At 73.5% G+C, this 15752-nt stretch carries 13 protein-coding genes, 2 tRNA genes and 1 pseudogene; 15 read left to right on the plus strand and 1 reads right to left on the minus strand.

The annotated features are described in order from the left end of the window. Positions 1–95: 95 nt before the first annotated feature. The 14 genes and pseudogenes from ACZ4VL_RS22645 (at position 96) to ACZ4VL_RS22710 (ending at position 14364) form a co-directional block, all read left to right on the plus strand. Positions 96–263, plus strand: a complete 168-nt coding sequence (locus ACZ4VL_RS22645; protein WP_361083981.1) for a hypothetical protein — start codon at positions 96–98, stop codon at positions 261–263. A 67-nt stretch (positions 264–330) separates the two neighbouring features. Then, positions 331–948 (plus strand): nicotinate-nucleotide adenylyltransferase, encoded by a 618-nt coding sequence (gene nadD / locus ACZ4VL_RS22650; protein WP_404237848.1) that lies wholly within the window; start codon positions 331–333, stop codon positions 946–948. A gap of 25 nt (positions 949–973) precedes the next feature. After that, on the plus strand, positions 974–2773 hold the full coding sequence (locus tag ACZ4VL_RS22655; protein ID WP_468202746.1) for an LCP family protein: 1800 nt from the start codon (positions 974–976) through the stop codon (positions 2771–2773). Between the two features lie 107 nt (positions 2774–2880). Further along, a complete protein-coding gene (gene rsfS, locus ACZ4VL_RS22660) occupies positions 2881–3327 on the plus strand; it encodes a ribosome silencing factor (protein ID WP_361083974.1) in 447 nt (148 codons plus the stop codon). A 74-nt stretch (positions 3328–3401) separates the two neighbouring features. Beyond that, positions 3402–4022 carry a histidine phosphatase family protein gene (locus ACZ4VL_RS22665; protein ID WP_468202849.1) on the plus strand — a complete coding sequence of 207 codons (621 nt, stop codon included), beginning with the start codon at positions 3402–3404 and terminating at the stop codon, positions 4020–4022. Positions 4023–4145: 123 nt separating this feature from the next. Then, positions 4146–4218 (plus strand) — tRNA-Ala (locus ACZ4VL_RS22670). 144 nt (positions 4219–4362) lie between these two features. Beyond that, the gene (locus ACZ4VL_RS22675; protein ID WP_008738908.1) at positions 4363–4596 is read left to right on the plus strand and encodes a hypothetical protein; all 234 of its coding nucleotides are present in this window, start codon (positions 4363–4365) and stop codon (positions 4594–4596) included. 134 nt (positions 4597–4730) lie between these two features. Beyond that, positions 4731–4803: transfer RNA gene (locus ACZ4VL_RS22680), tRNA-Ala, on the plus strand. 266 nt (positions 4804–5069) lie between these two features. Continuing rightward, positions 5070–7940 (plus strand): leucine--tRNA ligase, encoded by a 2871-nt coding sequence (leuS, locus tag ACZ4VL_RS22685; RefSeq protein WP_468202749.1) that lies wholly within the window; start codon positions 5070–5072, stop codon positions 7938–7940. A 107-nt stretch (positions 7941–8047) separates the two neighbouring features. Next, positions 8048–8830: a hypothetical protein gene (locus ACZ4VL_RS22690; RefSeq protein WP_468202752.1), complete on the plus strand. Its 783-nt coding sequence runs from the start codon at positions 8048–8050 to the stop codon at positions 8828–8830. Positions 8831–8956: 126 nt separating this feature from the next. Beyond that, complete coding sequence (locus ACZ4VL_RS22695; RefSeq protein WP_468202755.1) at positions 8957–9802, plus strand: DegV family protein; 846 nt, start codon at positions 8957–8959, stop codon at positions 9800–9802. A 539-nt stretch (positions 9803–10341) separates the two neighbouring features. Further along, positions 10342–10977: a ComEA family DNA-binding protein gene (locus ACZ4VL_RS22700; protein WP_468202757.1), complete on the plus strand. Its 636-nt coding sequence runs from the start codon at positions 10342–10344 to the stop codon at positions 10975–10977. Then, positions 10974–13346, plus strand: a pseudogene (locus ACZ4VL_RS22705) (ComEC/Rec2 family competence protein); the annotation flags it as partial. The gene ACZ4VL_RS22700 and the pseudogene ACZ4VL_RS22705, both read left to right, overlap by 4 nt. 136 nt (positions 13347–13482) lie before the next feature. After that, a complete protein-coding gene (locus ACZ4VL_RS22710; RefSeq protein ID WP_468202760.1) occupies positions 13483–14364 on the plus strand; it encodes a YceI family protein in 882 nt (293 codons plus the stop codon). A 20-nt stretch (positions 14365–14384) separates the two neighbouring features. On the opposite strand, the gene ACZ4VL_RS22715 is transcribed toward ACZ4VL_RS22710, so the two are convergent. Further along, on the minus strand, positions 14385–14627 hold the full coding sequence (locus ACZ4VL_RS22715) for a hypothetical protein (RefSeq protein ID WP_361083956.1): 243 nt from the start codon (positions 14625–14627) through the stop codon (positions 14385–14387). A 61-nt stretch (positions 14628–14688) separates the two neighbouring features. Between ACZ4VL_RS22715 and holA the strand changes: the two genes are divergently transcribed. Beyond that, positions 14689–15687 (plus strand): DNA polymerase III subunit delta, encoded by a 999-nt coding sequence (gene holA, locus ACZ4VL_RS22720; protein ID WP_468202763.1) that lies wholly within the window; start codon positions 14689–14691, stop codon positions 15685–15687. Positions 15688–15752: the final 65 nt, after the last annotated feature.

The raw sequence follows: 15752 nt of genomic DNA on the forward strand, positions 1-15752 counted from the left end.
TCCAACGCCTGAGTCGGCGTGAGCGTGCCCCGAGCCCCCGCATACGATGTGAGCGAAGTCTCCGTCCGCTCCCCGACTCGATAGGTATCTGCCTGATGAGCCTCACGTCCACCGCCCACTCTTTGGTTCTCCTCGCCTCGGAGGGGGCCGAGCAGCACGGCGGCAACCACGACAGCCTGAACCCGTACGTGACCGGTGGCGCCGCCCTCGGCATCCTGCTGCTGATGCTCTGGGTGACCACGCGCCTGAACCGCGACCGCTGACCCGCGCCCGCGCACGCGCGCGCATGCGAGCCCGCACCGCTCCGCCGGGCCAGTAGGCTCTGCGCTCATGGGAGAGCAGGAGATGCCTACCGGTCCGGTCAAGCGCCGGCTCGGCGTGATGGGCGGGACATTCGACCCGATCCACCACGGACACCTGGTGGCCGCCAGCGAGGTGGCCGCCCTGTTCCACCTCGACGAGGTGGTGTTCGTACCGACCGGCGAGCCGTGGCAGAAGTCGCAGCGGGCCGTGTCCCCCGCCGAGGACCGCTATCTGATGACGGTCATCGCGACGGCTTCGAACCCGCAGTTCTCGGTGAGCCGCATCGACATCGACCGCGGTGGTCCGACGTACACGATCGACACCCTGCGGGACCTCAGCGCCCTCAATCCGGACGCGGACCTGTTCTTCATCACGGGTGCCGACGCCCTGGCGCAGATCCTCACCTGGCGGAACGCCGACGAGCTCTTCTCCCTCGCCCACTTCATCGGGGTCACCCGGCCCGGCCACGTGCTCACCGACGACGGACTGCCCGAGGGCGGGGTCTCCCTCGTCGAGGTGCCCGCGCTGGCCATCTCCTCCACGGACTGTCGCACCCGGGTCGCCCAGGGTGACCCGGTCTGGTATTTGGTGCCCGACGGTGTGGTGCGCTACATCGACAAGCGTGAGCTGTATCGGGGAGCCTGAGCTTCCGGACAGATAGGGGCCCGCGGTGAACGACCCACAGCAGCCGTACGACCCGTACGCCTCGCAGGAGCAGCAGCTCATCGGCTACGACGCGTACGGGCGGCCCGTGTACGGGCGGGCGCCCGTGCAACCCGCCGCCCCGCAGGCCCCGCAGTACGACGCCTACGGCCGGCCGTACGACCAGGGCTACGGCCAGGGCGGCCCGTCCCACGGCGGGCAGCAGGAGTACCACGGGCAGCAGCCGCAGGCCGTCCCGCAGGACCAGCCGTGGACGCCGGGCTACGACACGTACGGCGGCCAGGGCGGCGGCCACGGGTACGGCGGCCAGGGCGTCCAAGGCGGCCAGGGCGGCCACCCCGGGTATGCCGGCTACGAGTCCCACCAGGCCTCGCAGACGCAGCAGGCCCAGGCGCAGCAGTGGATCCCCCAGCAGGCCGACCGGGAGCCCGTCGCCCCGCAGCAGCCCCGGACCCCGCAGGTCCCGGAGCCCCGGCGCGGTGACGGCACCGTCGGCCCCTCCTCCGGCACCGAGGGCCCCGAGGACCTCGGGGACGCTCCCGACTACCGCACCGAGCAGTTCGCCTTCCTCGACCAGCCGGACGAGGACTCCGAGGACGTCATCGACTGGCTCAAGTTCACCGAGAGCCGCACCGAGCGCCGCGAGGAGGCCCGCCGCCGCGGCCGCAACCGGGTGATCGCCCTGATCGTCGTCCTCGCCCTGTTCGTGGTCGGCGGCGTCGGCTACCTCTGGTACGCGGGCAAGCTGCCCTTCCTCGACGGCCCCGACCGCAAGAAGGCCGCGGCGGCCGCCGCCGGGCCGCAGAAGCGCGACATGATCGTCGTACACGTCCACAACACGAAGAAGGGCGGCACGTCCACCGCGCTGCTCGTCGACAACGTGACGACGCAGAAGGGCGCCACCGTCCTGCTGCCCAACACCCTCGGCGTCACCAAGGACGACGGCACCGGCACCCCGCTCGGCAAGGCCGTGGACGACGGCGGCCTCGGCGTGCGCGAGTCCCTCGACTCGGTGCTCGGCACCCGCATCGGCGGCACCTGGCGCCTGGACACCCCGTTCCTGGAGAACCTGGTCGAGCTGGTCGGCGGCATCGAGGTCGACACCGACACCGCGGTCCCGGCCGATGACGCCGTCAAGGCCCCGGCCGTGGCCCAGGGCGCGAAGCAGCACCTCAGCGGCGCCATGGCCGTCGCGTACGCCACCCACCGCGGCCAGAACGAGCCGGAGACCAAGCAACTGGAGCGGCTCGGCACGGTGCTGTACGGCACCCTGCGCAAGATCCCCGCCGACCCGAAGGCGGCCACGGTCACGGTCGAGAGCATGGGCCAGATCCTCGACCCGTCCCTGAACGCGCAGACCCTCGGCACCCTGCTGTACAAGCTCGGCGAACACGCCAAGCAGGGCCCCTCCGCGTACCGCACCGACGTGCTCGGCGTGAAGCCGGACGGCGCCCTCACCGACGACGCCAACAAGACCGTGGTCAAGGAGGTGCTCGGCGGCAGCTTCACCGCCGCCCAGGCGGGCACCGCCCCGCGCGTCGGCCTGCGGAACGCCACCGGCGACGAGAAGGCGCAGACGGCGGCGAAGGCCGCGCTGGTCAACGGCGGCTACAGCTTCGTCGAGGGCGGCAAGGCCGCCGGGACCCAGTCCGCCACGCAGATCACGTACCAGGACGACGCGCAGCGCACGAAGGCCGTCGAGGTCGCCAAGACGCTGGGGCTGCCGGAGACGGTGGTCAAGAAGGGCGAGAACGCCGTGAACGCCGACGTCGTGGTGACCCTGGGCAAGGACTACAAGCCGTCCTGACCGGGCCCGAGTCGTACCGCCGCCCGCGCCGGACGTCGAGCGCGGGCGGCGTCGGCGGTACATGAGACCCTTGTAGGGATCTGCCCGCCAACCGGAAAGCATGGCCAGTGACCGCCACGGACCGCTCCATCGAGCTCATCACCACCGCCGCCCAGGCGGCGGCCGACCGACTCGCGCACGACATCATCGCGTACGACGTCAGCGACGTGCTGTCGATCACCGACGCCTTCCTGCTCGCCTCGGCGCCCAACGACCGCCAGGTCAAGTCGATCGTCGACGAGATCGAGGAGCGGCTGCTCAAGGAGCTCGGCGCCAAGCCGGTGCGCCGCGAGGGCGACCGCGACGCCCGCTGGATCCTGCTCGACTACGTCGACATCGTCGTCCACGTCCAGCACAGCGAGGAGCGGGTCTTCTACGCGCTGGAGCGCCTGTGGAAGGACTGCCCCGAGATCGAGCTGCCCGAGGACGCCAAGCTCACCAAGGGCAAGGCGGAGGAGTACGCCAAGCTGCGCGAGGCGCAGGGCGACGAGGACCTGGACGGTGATCTGTTCTGAGCACACGCCCCGACACGAGCCCGAGCGCCCGCAGGGGCGAGGGGGCGGCCCCGGCCGCCCGTTCCGGCCGGAAGATCGTCCTGTGGCGGCACGGCCAGACCTCCTGGAACCTGGAGCGCCGCTTCCAGGGCTCCACGGACATCCCGCTGACCGAGACCGGTGTGGCGCAGGCGCGCCGTGCCGCCCGGCTGCTCGCCTCCCTGAAGCCGGACGCCATCGTGGCCTCCGACCTCCAGCGCGCCTCCGCCACCGCCGCGGAGCTGGCCGCCGTCACGGGCCTGTCCGTGGCGCACACGTCCGCGCTGCGCGAGACGTACGCCGGCGAGTGGCAGGGCCTCACGCACGACGAGATCCTGGAGAAGCACGGCGAACAGTACGCGGCGTGGAAGCGCGGCGAGCCCGTCCGCCGCGGTGGCGGTGAGCTGGAGACCGAGGTCGCCGACCGGGCCGCCCCGGTGGTGCTGGAGCACGCCGGGCAGCTGTCGCAGAGCGGCACGCTCGTCGTGGTCAGCCACGGCGGCACGATCCGGACGACCATCGGCCGGCTGCTGGGGCTGGCGGCGCACGACTGGGAGAGCCTGGGCGGGCTCTCCAACTGCTGCTGGTCCGTCCTGGGCGAGGGCGCCCGCGGCTGGCGGCTGATGGAGCACAACGCCGGCACGCTGCCGGAACCAGTGCTCGGCGACGACGACTGAGCTGCTGGCGGGCCCCGTCCGGAGGCCGCCAGCACCCGGATTTCACTTTCGGGCCGGTCACAGGCTAGAGTTCTTCTTGTTCGCAGCGCGGAACACCGGAAACGGGGGAGCGAGGCGGAGAGCGGGGCTATAGCTCAGTTGGTAGAGCGCCTGCATGGCATGCAGGAGGTCAGGAGTTCAATTCTCCTTAGCTCCACAATCAGGATCCCGTCCCCAACAGGGGGCGGGATCCTTTGCGTTTGATACCCGTGCGCTTGCTGACCTGCCACGCACCCGCGTGGCAGAATCGGACGGCCGGCGGGGGAGTCGACGGCCCGACGCGGGAGGGAGTCGCTGACGGATGGGTGCACACCGGCGGCGGTGCGACTGGTGCAACAACGGCACGCCGATCGTGCGGGACATGGACCCGGTCAACCCCGACTACCAGTACTGGTGCGAGGAATGCGCGCGGGCGCTGATCATAAAAGGCGACCCGATCGAGACCTACCGGGAACTGGAGGGCGAGCCGATCTACGGCCGCCTCCTCGACGAGCACTGCACGCTCAAGCGGTTCTACCAGTTCGCGCGCGCTTGACAGGGCGAAGCGGACAAACCGACCCCCGGGAAACCGATTTTGGGAGTTGGGTCGGGTCCGTGTAATGTTCTCGATGTCGCCAGGGGGAACCGGCAAGGGAAACCGAGAAGGGGCCCGGCGGCAGAGAGAAACAAGGGGCTATAGCTCAGTTGGTAGAGCGCCTGCATGGCATGCAGGAGGTCAGGAGTTCAATTCTCCTTAGCTCCACAGTGTGGAAGAGGGTCACCCGAATCGGGTGGCCCTCTTCTCGTCGTACGAAACGGCCGAGCGGTCGCCGGGACCGCTGCGGTACCCTGGCGCCATGCGTGCCGTACGCCTTCTGCTTACCGAGCCGCGCTGATCAGTACCGACCCCTCGAGACGGTCGGCATCGGCGCGGCGTCCCCTCCTGTGCGAGGGGTTTTTTCGTTTGAGCGAGCAGGTTCGTTTGAGTGAGCAGAGCCGGCAGAGACGATCGATGGAGCTTCCGAAAACATGAGCGAGACGAACACCCCGGCCCCCGAGGCGGCCGAGGCGCACCGTTACACGGCTTCCATGGCCGCCGACATCGAGGCACGCTGGCAGGACGTCTGGGACGCGCAGGGCACCTACGAGGCCCCGAACCCGACCGGCGACCTGGTCGGTGACCCGGCGGTCGTCGCGCGCCCGAAGAAGTTCATCATGGACATGTTCCCGTACCCGTCCGGTGCGGGCCTGCACGTCGGCCACCCGCTGGGGTACATCGCCACCGACGTCTTCGCCCGTCACCAGCGGATGACCGGCCACAACGTCCTGCACACCCTGGGATTCGACGCCTTCGGCCTGCCCGCCGAGCAGTACGCCGTGCAGACCGGCACGCACCCGCGCGTGTCCACCGAGGCGAACATCGAGAACATGAAGGCGCAGCTGCGCCGGCTGGGCCTGGGCCACGACAGGCGCCGGTCGTTCGCGACGATCGACCCGGACTACTACAAGTGGACCCAGTGGATCTTCCTGCAGATCTACAACTCCTGGTACGACACCGACGCGAAGAAGGCCCGCCCGATCGCCGAGCTGGTCGCCTCCTTCGAGGACGGCTCCCGCGAGGTCCCCGGAGGCCGCACCTGGGCCGACCTGACCGCCGTCGAGCGGGCCGGTGTGCTGGACGACTACCGCCTGGCCTACCCCTCGGACGCGCCCGTGAACTGGTGCCCCGGCCTGGGCACCGTCCTGGCCAACGAGGAGGTCACCGCGGACGGCCGCTCCGAGCGCGGCAACTTCCCGGTCTTCAAGGCCCGGCTGAGCCAGTGGAACATGCGCATCACCGCGTACGCGGACCGGCTGCTGGACGACCTGGACGCGCTGGACTGGCCCGAGGCCATCAAGCTGCAGCAGCGGAACTGGATCGGCCGCAGCGAGGGCGCCCGCGTCGACTTCGCCGTGGGCGGCGACGCCATCACCGTCTTCACCACCCGCCCCGACACCCTGTTCGGCGCCACCTACATGGTCCTGGCACCCGAGCACCCGCTGGTCGAGAAGATCGTCCCGGCCGAATGGCCCGAGGGCACGCACCAGGTGTGGACCGGGGGCTCCGCCACCCCCGGCGAGGCCGTGGACGCGTACCGCAAGCAGGCCGCCTCCAAGTCCGACGTCGAGCGCCAGGCCGAGGCGAAGGACAAGACCGGTGTCTTCACCGGCGCCTACGCCACCAACCCGGTCAGCGGCGACCGGGTCCCGGTCTTCATCGCCGACTACGTCCTGATGGGCTACGGCACCGGCGCGATCATGGCCGTCCCGGCGCACGACTCCCGTGACTTCGCCTTCGCGCAGGCCTTCGAGCTGCCGGTGCGCTGCGTCGTGGAGCCCTCGGACGACCGCGACGCCGACCCGGCCGAGTGGGACGACGCCTTCACCTCGTACGACGGCACCATCGTCAACTCGACCGGCGAGGGCATCTCCCTGGACGGCCTGACCGTCGTCGATGCCAAGGCCGCCATCACCGCCTGGCTGGCCGAGCAGGGCATCGGCGAGGGCACGGTCAACTTCCGCCTGCGCGACTGGCTGTTCAGCCGCCAGCGCTACTGGGGCGAGCCCTTCCCGATCGTCTACGACGAGGACGGCGTCGCGCACGCCCTGCCCGAGTCGATGCTGCCGCTGGAGCTGCCCGAGGTCGAGGACTACTCGCCGCGCACCTTCGAGCCCGACGACGCCGGCTCCAAGCCGGAGACCCCGCTGTCCCGCAACGAGGCCTGGGTCAACGTCGAGCTGGACCTGGGCGACGGACGCGGTGTCCGCTCGTACCGCCGCGAGACCAACACCATGCCCAACTGGGCCGGTTCCTGCTGGTACGAGCTGCGCTACCTGGACCCGCACAACGACGCGGCCCTGGTCGACCCCCAGATCGAGCAGTACTGGATGGGCCCGCGCGAGAGCGCGCCGCACGGCGGCGTCGACCTGTACGTGGGCGGCGCCGAGCACGCGGTGCTGCACCTGCTGTACGCCCGCTTCTGGTCGAAGGTGCTGTTCGACCTGGGCCACGTCTCCTCCGCGGAGCCGTTCCACAAGCTGTTCAACCAGGGCATGATCCAGGCGTACGCGTACACCGACGAGCGCGGCGTGTACGTCCCGGCCGCCGAGGTCGAGGAGCGCGACGGCGCCTACTTCTACGACGGCAAGCCGGTCAAGCGCGAGCACGGCAAGATGGGCAAGTCCCTGAAGAACGCCGTCACGCCGGACGAGATCTGCGAGGAGTACGGCGCCGACACCCTGCGCCTGTACGAGATGGCGATGGGCCCGCTGGACGTCTCCCGTCCGTGGGACACCCGCGCCGTCGTCGGCCAGTTCCGGCTGCTGCAGCGGCTGTGGCGCAACGTCGTGGACGAGGAGACCGGGCAGGTCACCGTCGTCGACGCGGAGCCCGGCGAGGGCACCCTGCGCGCGCTGCACAAGGCGATCGACGGGGCCGGGGCGGACATGGCGGGCCTGCGCTTCAACACCGCCATCGCGAAGATCACCGAGCTGAACAACTTCCTGACCAAGGCGGGCCGTCCGCTGGAGCGCTCGGTCGCCGAGCGACTGGTCCTGCTGGTCGCACCACTGGCCCCGCACATCGCGGAGGAGCTGTGGCACCGCCTGGGCCACAGCGGGTCCGTGGTTCACCAGGACTTCCCGGTGGCCGACCCGGCATACGTGGTGGACGAGGCCGTGACCTGCGTCGTGCAGATCAAGGGCAAGGTCAAGGCCCGCCTGGAGGTGCCGCCGACGATCTCCGAGGGCGACCTGGAGCAGCTGGCGCTGGGCAACGAGGCCGTCGTGGCGGCGCTGGGCGGGGCCGAGATCCGCAAGGTGATCGTGCGCGCGCCGAAGCTGGTGAACATCGTCGTCTGAGGTCGGGGTATTCCCGTACGGGCAGGTTGGGGGTTCGTTTGGAACCCCTGGCCTGCCCGTGGCGTTTACGGTGGAGGGGACGGAAAACGGCAGGGGAAGGGGCCCTCATGGATGCGGGCACGTTGATCATCATGTTTGCCTTGGTGATGCTGTTCGCCTTCCTGGGGCTCGGCGCATGGGCCACGGTGAAGGCGGTCGGCGCGGCGAAGCGCGGCGTGGACCGTACGATCACGCAGGCCAGACGGACCGTGGAGGACACCGCCCTGAAGGCCAAGAGCCTCGGCCAGGTCGGCGTCGGCGGGGCGCTGGCCCAGCTGCGCCTGGACCTGCGGACGTCGATGCGGGCCACGCAGGACGCGCTGACCGAGGGGGCCCGGGCGGACGCCTCGCTGAAGGAGTCGCTCGCCCTGTTCGAGCGGCTGAGCGCGCACGGCCACGAGCTGGACGACGAGCTGAAGCGGCTGGAGCAGGAACCGGACCGGTCGCGGGTCGCCCAGGCACTGCCCGACCTGCGGGAGCGGACCGCGAAGATCACGCAGGCTGCTGACTCGCTGCGGTGGGCCGCGCGCGACCGGGCCCGCCGGTTCGCGGACGACGAGCTGTCGTCGCTGTCGTCGCAGATCGAGGTCGAGTCGGACGCGCTGCGGGACTGGGCCTCCCGCCGGGACTCGCTGGACGACCTCGCGGCGGCCGCGGCCGCGTGGGACGCGGGCGCGGGCGCAGGCCCGGCGGCCGGAGCGGGACCCGCTACGGGCCCCGCAGCGGACGCGGGCGCCGGTCAGGACGCCCGGGGCCGGCAGGCCTCCTCCCCCGCTCCGGCGTTGAACCCCTCCGTGACGCCGCCGACGTACCCGTGGCAGAAGAGCCCCCGCCCCGAGGCGACGACCTGAGGCGAACCCCGGGCGACCGGCCCGGGACGGCTCCACCCGGGGCGGGCGGCCGGGGCCCCGTAGTCAGGTCCGCGGCGGGAGGGGTCGGGCTGCCGCCGCAGCCGCGCGAGCGGTAACCTCCGCCTCATGTCCCGCCATGTCGCGATCGTCACCGATTCCACGGCCTACCTGCCCCCACCGGCCATGGCGCGGCACGGAATCACCTCCGTCCCGCTGACCGTGGTCGTCGGCGGCGAGGCCCTCGTAGAGGGCACCGAGATCTCGGCGCGCAGCCTGGCCCTGGCCCTGCAGAAGCGCCGCTCGGTCACCACCTCCCGCCCGAGCCCGGAGGAGTTCGTACGGGCCTACCGGGCAGCCGCGGAGACCGGTGCGACGGGCATCGTCAGCCTGCACCTCTCCGCGGACTTCTCCGGCACCTACGACGCCGCCGTGCTCGCGGCGAAGACCGCCCCGGTGCCGGTGCGAGTGGTCGACACGGGCATGGTCGCGATGGCCCTCGGGTTCTGCGCCCTGGCCGCCGCCGAGACGGCCGAGACCGGCGGCTCCGTCGACGAGGCCGTGGCCGCCGCGGAGAAGCGGGCCGCGGGCATGTCGGCGTACTTCTACGTCGACACCCTCGACTACCTCCGGCGGGGCGGGCGCATCGGGGCCGCCCAGGCCCTCCTCGGCTCGGCCCTCGCGGTGAAGCCGCTGCTCACGCTGGACGGCGGGCGCATCGAGATGCTGGAGAAGGTGCGGACGGCCTCCAAGGCCATCGCCAGGCTGGAGGAGCTGGCCGTCGAGCGGGCCGGCACGGCCGACGTGGACGTGGCCGTGCACCACCTCGCGGCGCCCGAGCGGGCGGAGAAGCTCGCGGAGCGGCTGCGCGAACGCATCCCGGGCCTGGTGGAGATGCACGTCAGCGAGGTCGGCGCGGTGATCGGCGCGCACACGGGACCGGGGCTGCTGGCGGCGGTCGTCTCGCCCCGCTGATCACCGGAACGGGTGGCGCGGTTTTCCACAAGGGGTGGGAAGTCCACCGGATTTGAGCATTCCGAACGGTGGCCGGGATTCGTCCCTACCTTCGAGGCATGACTCTTCAGACGCGCAGGCCACACCGTTCCGGAGCCGTTCCCGGCCCGGGCCGTTCCCGTCCCTCCGACAGCCGCCCACGACACCGTCGCGGGCGCCCCGACACCGGTTTCCGCGGGCCGGCCGGTACCCGTTTCCGCGGGCGGACGGCCGCGACCTCCGCGGCCGCCGCCGCGGGAGTCGTGCGACGCCGGGCGGAAGCCCTCCTCGGCGGTGGCGCCGCGCCGCCGGGGCCGGGGGTACCGGATCCGCCGCAACCGCCGCCACGGCCCTTCCTGCCGCCGCTGCCGGCCCCGCCGCCGACTCCGGCTCCGTCGCCGACTTCGCCCCCGTCGCCTCCGCCGGCGCTGTCGCCCCCGCCGGCGTCGGCCGGGCCCGGTGGGGACGAGCCGTCGGAACCGGGGGTGGTGCGGGCGTCCGGGGGCTCGGGGTGGCTTGCCGTGCAGGAGCGGCTGCCGCTGTGGGTGCAGGCGCGGCTGGAGGTCCGGCCGCGTGCCGTGGGCGCCGTCGCGGTCGTGCTGGCGGCCGCCGTCGGGATCGGGGTCCAGCAGTACTGGTCCGCCCGGCCACAGCCGGTGACCGCGCCCCCGGCCCTCGCCCCGGCCACGGCCCCCGCCCCGACGCCCGGCCCGCTCCCCAGGCCGCCCGGCACCGCAGCCGGTGGCTCCCGCATCGTCGTGGACGTCAGCGGCAAGGTCCGCGAGCCCGGGGTGCGGCGGCTGCCCGCCGGTTCGCGGGTGGAGGACGCGCTCACCGCCGCCGGGGGAGTCGACCCCGGCACGGACACCACCGGTCTGAACCGGGCGCGGGTCCTGATCGACGGCGAACACGTCGTCGTCGGGGGTCCGGCACCGCCCGCACCGGGGCCCGGCGGGCCGTCCGCCGGCCCGATCAGCCTCGGTACGGCCACGGTGGAGCAACTGGACGCGCTGCCCGGGGTCGGGCCCGTGCTGGCGCAGCACATCGTCGACTTCCGCACCGCCCGCGGCGGCTTCCGGTCCGTGGAGGAGCTCCGCCAGGTCAACGGCATCGGCGAGCGCCGCTTCGCCGACCTGCGCAAACTGGTGCGGCCGTGAAGCGGGCCGAGGGCGCGCAGCCCCTGGACCTGCGGCTGGTCGTGCCCGCCCTGGCCGCCTGGGCGGCGGCCGCCGTCGCCCTGCGCGTGCCGGCCGGGTGGGGCGCCTGCGGGGCGGGGCTCGCGGTGGCGGCCGCCGGGCTGCTGCTCCTCGCCGGATGCCACCGCCCGGACCGGCTGTGGCGTGCCGGCACCGCCGCGGCCCTCGCCCTGCTGTGCGCGGCCGCCGGGGCGGGGGTGGCGGCCCTGGCCAAGGCGGAGGCCCGGGCCGGACCGGTCGACGGCCTGGCCCGGGACCACGCCCGGGTCCTCACCGAGCTCACGGTCGCCTCCGATCCGCGCAGCACCCGTACCGGCGGCGGCCCGCCCGTGGTCGTGCTGGACGCGGTGGTGACCCGGGTGACCGAGCCCGGCGGCGCGGCGACGAGGGTCGAGACCCCGGTCCGCGTCCTCGCCGGGCATCCCGACTGGGGCGGGCTGCTGCCCTCCACCCGGGTCGCGGTGCAGGCCCGCCTCGCGCCGGGGCGGGACGGGGAACGGGCCGTGGCGCTGCTGCGGCCGGCCGGGGACGCCGGGCCCCGGGTGACGGGCGGCCCCGATGCCGTCCAGCGGCTGGCCGGGCGGCTGCGGGCCGGGCTGCGCGGGGCCACCGACGGGCTCGCACCGGATGCCAGGGCGCTGCTGCCGGCCCTCGTGGTCGGGGACACCTCCCGGGTGCCGCCCGAGCTGGACGAGGCCTTCCGGGCCACCGACCTGCTGCACCTGCTGGCCGTCTCCGGGGCGAACCTGACCGTGGTGCTGTTCCTGCTCATCGGGCCCCCGGCCAGCGCACAGCTCGCCGAGCGGCGCGGGCTCGCCCCGCGGCTCGGGCTCTCCCTGCGGGCCACCGCCCTCGCCGGGACGGCGCTGACACTGGCGTTCGTGGTCGTCTGCCGGCCCGAGCCGAGCGTGCTGCGGGCCGCCGCCTGCGGGGCCGTCACCCTGCTGGCCCTCGCCACGGGCCGGCGCCGGTCCCTGCTCCCCGCCCTTGCCGCCGCCGTACTGCTGCTGGTGCTCCACGATCCGTGGCTGGCCCGCAGCCCCGGCTTCCTGCTGTCCGTCCTGGCCACCGGGTCCCTGCTGACACTCGCCCCGCGGTGGAGCGCAGCCCTGCGGCGGCGCGGGATGCGGCCCCGGCTCGCCGAGGCGCTGGGGGCCGCCGCCGCTGCCCAGGCCGTCTGCGCGCCCGTGGTCGTGGTGCTGTCGGCCCGGGTGAGCCTGGTCGGGGTGCCGTGCAACCTGCTGGCCGAGCTCGCGGCGGGGCCGGCGACCGTGCTCGGCTTCGCGGTGCTCGCGGCGGCCCCGCTGTGCCCGCCCGCCGCGGAGCTGCTCGCCCGGTGCGCGGCGGTGCCGGCCGGGTGGATCGCCGCCGTGGCCCGGGCCGGGGCGCGCCTGCCCGGGGCGGAGCTGGCCTGGCCGGGCGGGCTCGGCGGCGGGCTGCTGCTGGCCGCCCTGACGGGGGCCGCCCTGGCCTTCGGAACGCGGCTCCTGCGCCGGGCGTGGCTGTGCTGGGCGCTGTGCCTGCTGCTGTTCCTGGCCGTGCTGCGGCCCCCGCAGGTCACCCGTACGCTCACCGGCTGGCCACCGCCCGACTGGAGCTACGTGCAGTGCGCGGTCGGGCAGGGCGACGCCGGCGTCCTCGCCGCCGGGCCCGGCACGGCCGTGGTGGTGGACGCGGGGCCCGAACCCGGCCCGGTGGACGAGTGCCTGCGCCTGCTGGGGGTGCGGAGGGTGCCGCTGCTCCTGCTGACCCACTTCCACGCCGACCACGTCGGGGGGCTGCCCGGGGTGCTGCGGGGCCGGGCGGTCGGCGCCATCCAGACCACCACGCTGGACGAGCCGGCCGGGCAGGCGGCGTTCGTCCGGCGGACCGCGGCGGCAGCCGGCGTGCCCGTTGCCGCGGCCGCGCCGGGGGAGCGGCGACGGGCCGGGCCGCTCGAATGGCAGGTGCTGTGGCCCCCGCCCGGCGGACCGCCCACAGAGGGGCCCAACGACGCCAGCGTGGCCCTGCTGGTGCGCACCGCCGGGCTGACCCTGCTACTCCTCGGAGACCTCGAACCGCCCTCCCAGCAGGCCCTGTTGGGCGACCACCCGGAACTGGGGCCGGTCGACGTCCTCAAGGTCGCCCACCACGGCTCCGCACACCAGGACACCGCACTGCACGAGCGGGTCCGGCCCCGGCTCGCCATCGTCCCGGTCGGTGCGGGCAACCGCTACGGACACCCCGCCCAGGGCACCCTCCTGCGGCTCCGGTCACTGGGCGCGACGGTCCTGCGCACCGACACCCACGGCTCCGTCGCGATCACCGGCAGTGGGCCCCGACTGAGCGCGTTCCCGTCGCGGAGAGGGCGGCGCCGGCGCGTCCGAACCGTGCGCCCGCGTTCTGTTTGCCCACAACCCGACAGCATGATCGAATGCGTCTTCGCCACAGCGGGACATGTCCACACAGCACGGGGGTGCACCAACCATGTTCGTACGCCGAAGAGGGAAAGACGCAGCGGGAAGCAGCGCCTCGCACACCACTGCGATGCTGACGCTGCCTCATGCGGCGCACCTGCTCAGCTGTCGGGTCCTCGACACCGTCCACCAGCCGGTCCGCCGGGCCGCGTTCGAGGTGACGGATCCGATCGGGCGGCACGTCGTCAGCGGCGAGACCGACCCGTACGGCGGGTTCACGGCGGCCGTGCCGGAGGGGGAGTACCGGCTCACCGTCACCGCCGAGGGATACGCCCCGTTCCACGGGGCGACCATCGTCGGGGACACGGTGCAGTCCGGCACCGCGGAGATCATCCTCGATGCGGTGGAACCGCCGCTGCTGCCGCAGCCCGGACACTGGGAGCTCGACCCGGCGCACTCGTCGATCGGGTTCACGGCCCGGCACATCGGATTCGCCCGGATCCGGGGCCGGTTCAACACCTTCGCCGGGGCGGTGCGGATCGCCGACCGCATGGAGGAGTCCTCCATGCACGTGATCATCGACGCGGCGAGCATCGACACCGGGCTGAAGATGCGCGACGACCACCTGCGGTCGGCGGACTTCCTGGACGCGGTCCACTACCCGACCTTGGAGTTCTACAGCGAGCGGTTCATCCACCGCAGCGGCAGCCGGTGGACCGTCGCGGGCGCGCTGACCCTGCACGGCACCAGCCGGTCGGTGACCCTCGACACCGAGTACCTCGGGCTGGGCACGGGCCTGGACGGCGAGCCTCGCGCCGCCTGCCGGGCCTCCGCCGAACTCCACCGCGAGGACTTCGCCCTCACCTGGCAGTCGGTGCTGGCCAACGGGATCGCGGCCGTCGGGTCGAGCGTGGACGTGACGCTCGACGTGCAGATCGTCCGCAAGGCCTGAGACGGGCCCTGCACGGCCTTCTACGGGGCTTCCAGCCAGCCCTCGTACTCGGCGGCGAGGCCGTCCAGTGCCGCGGCGTCGAGCCGTTCCCGCGGGTCCTCGACGACGACCAGCCACTGGGCGTCCTCGGCGTCGTCCTCGCCGGCCAGGGCGTCGCGGACCAACTGGGGCTCCTCCTGGAGGCCGAAGCGGTCGACGGCCTCCTCGGCCACCTCCTCCGCGGCGTCGCGGTCGGGCAGCACCAGTACATGTCGCAGGTTCACCCGACCATTCTCGGGTACGCGGGGCGGAGGCCTGTCGGTGCGGCGTGGGATGCTGGGGGCGATGGCCACCAGGAAGAACCCCACCGACGATCCGCTCGCCCCGCTCACCCTCGCGGTGGGGCAGGAGGACCTGCTGCTCGACCGCGCCGTACGGGAGGTGATGGCGGCCGCCCGCGCCGCCGATCCCGACACGGACGTGCGCGACCTGACGTCCGAGCAGCTCCAGCCCGGCACGCTGGCCGAGCTCACCAGCCCCTCGCTGTTCTCCGAGCGCAAGGTGCTGGTCGTGCGCAACGCGCAGGACCTGTCCGCGGACACGGTCAAGGAGGTCAAGGCGTACATCGCCGCGCCCGTCGAGGACATCGCCCTCGTGCTCCTCCACGCCGGCGGCGTGAAGGGCAAGGGCCTGCTGGACGCCGCCCGCAAGGCGGGGGCCCGGGAGATCGCCTGCCCGAAGATGACGAAGGCGGCGGACCGGCTGGCCTTCGTCCGGGGCGAGTTCCGCACCCTGGGCCGGTCGGCGACCCCGGAGGCCTGCCAGACCCTCGTCGACGCGATCGGCAGCGACCTGCGGGAGCTGGCGAGCGCGGTGGCGCAGCTCTGCGCGGACGTCGAGGGCACCATCGACGAGGCCGTGGTCGGCCGCTACTACACCGGCCGGGCCGAGGCCTCGAGCTTCACGGTCGCCGACCGGGCGGTGGAGGGGCGTGCGGCGGAGGCCCTGGAGGCCCTGCGGTGGTCGCTCGCGACCGGGGTGGCCCCGGTGCTGATCACCAGCGCCCTGGCACAGGCCGTCCGGGCGATCGGCAAGCTGGCCTCCGCGCCGCGCGGCGCCCGTCCCGCCGACCTGGCCCGCGACCTCGGCATGCCCCCGTGGAAGATCGACCGGGTGCGCCAGCAGATGCGGGGCTGGTCCGCCGACGGGGTCGCCGACGCCCTCCGCGCGGTCGCCGAGGCCGACGCGGGCGTCAAGGGCGGCGGCGACGACCCCGAGTACGCGCTGGAGAAGGCCGTGGTGGCCGTCGCCCGTGCGGCCCGCCCCCGCCGCCCCGCGTACTGACCGGGCCCCGGGCCCGGGCACGCCGAAGGCCCCGTACGCCTCCCTGGGGAAAGGGGGCGGCCGGG

This window comes from Streptomyces sp. NPDC029014, assembly GCF_055564695.1.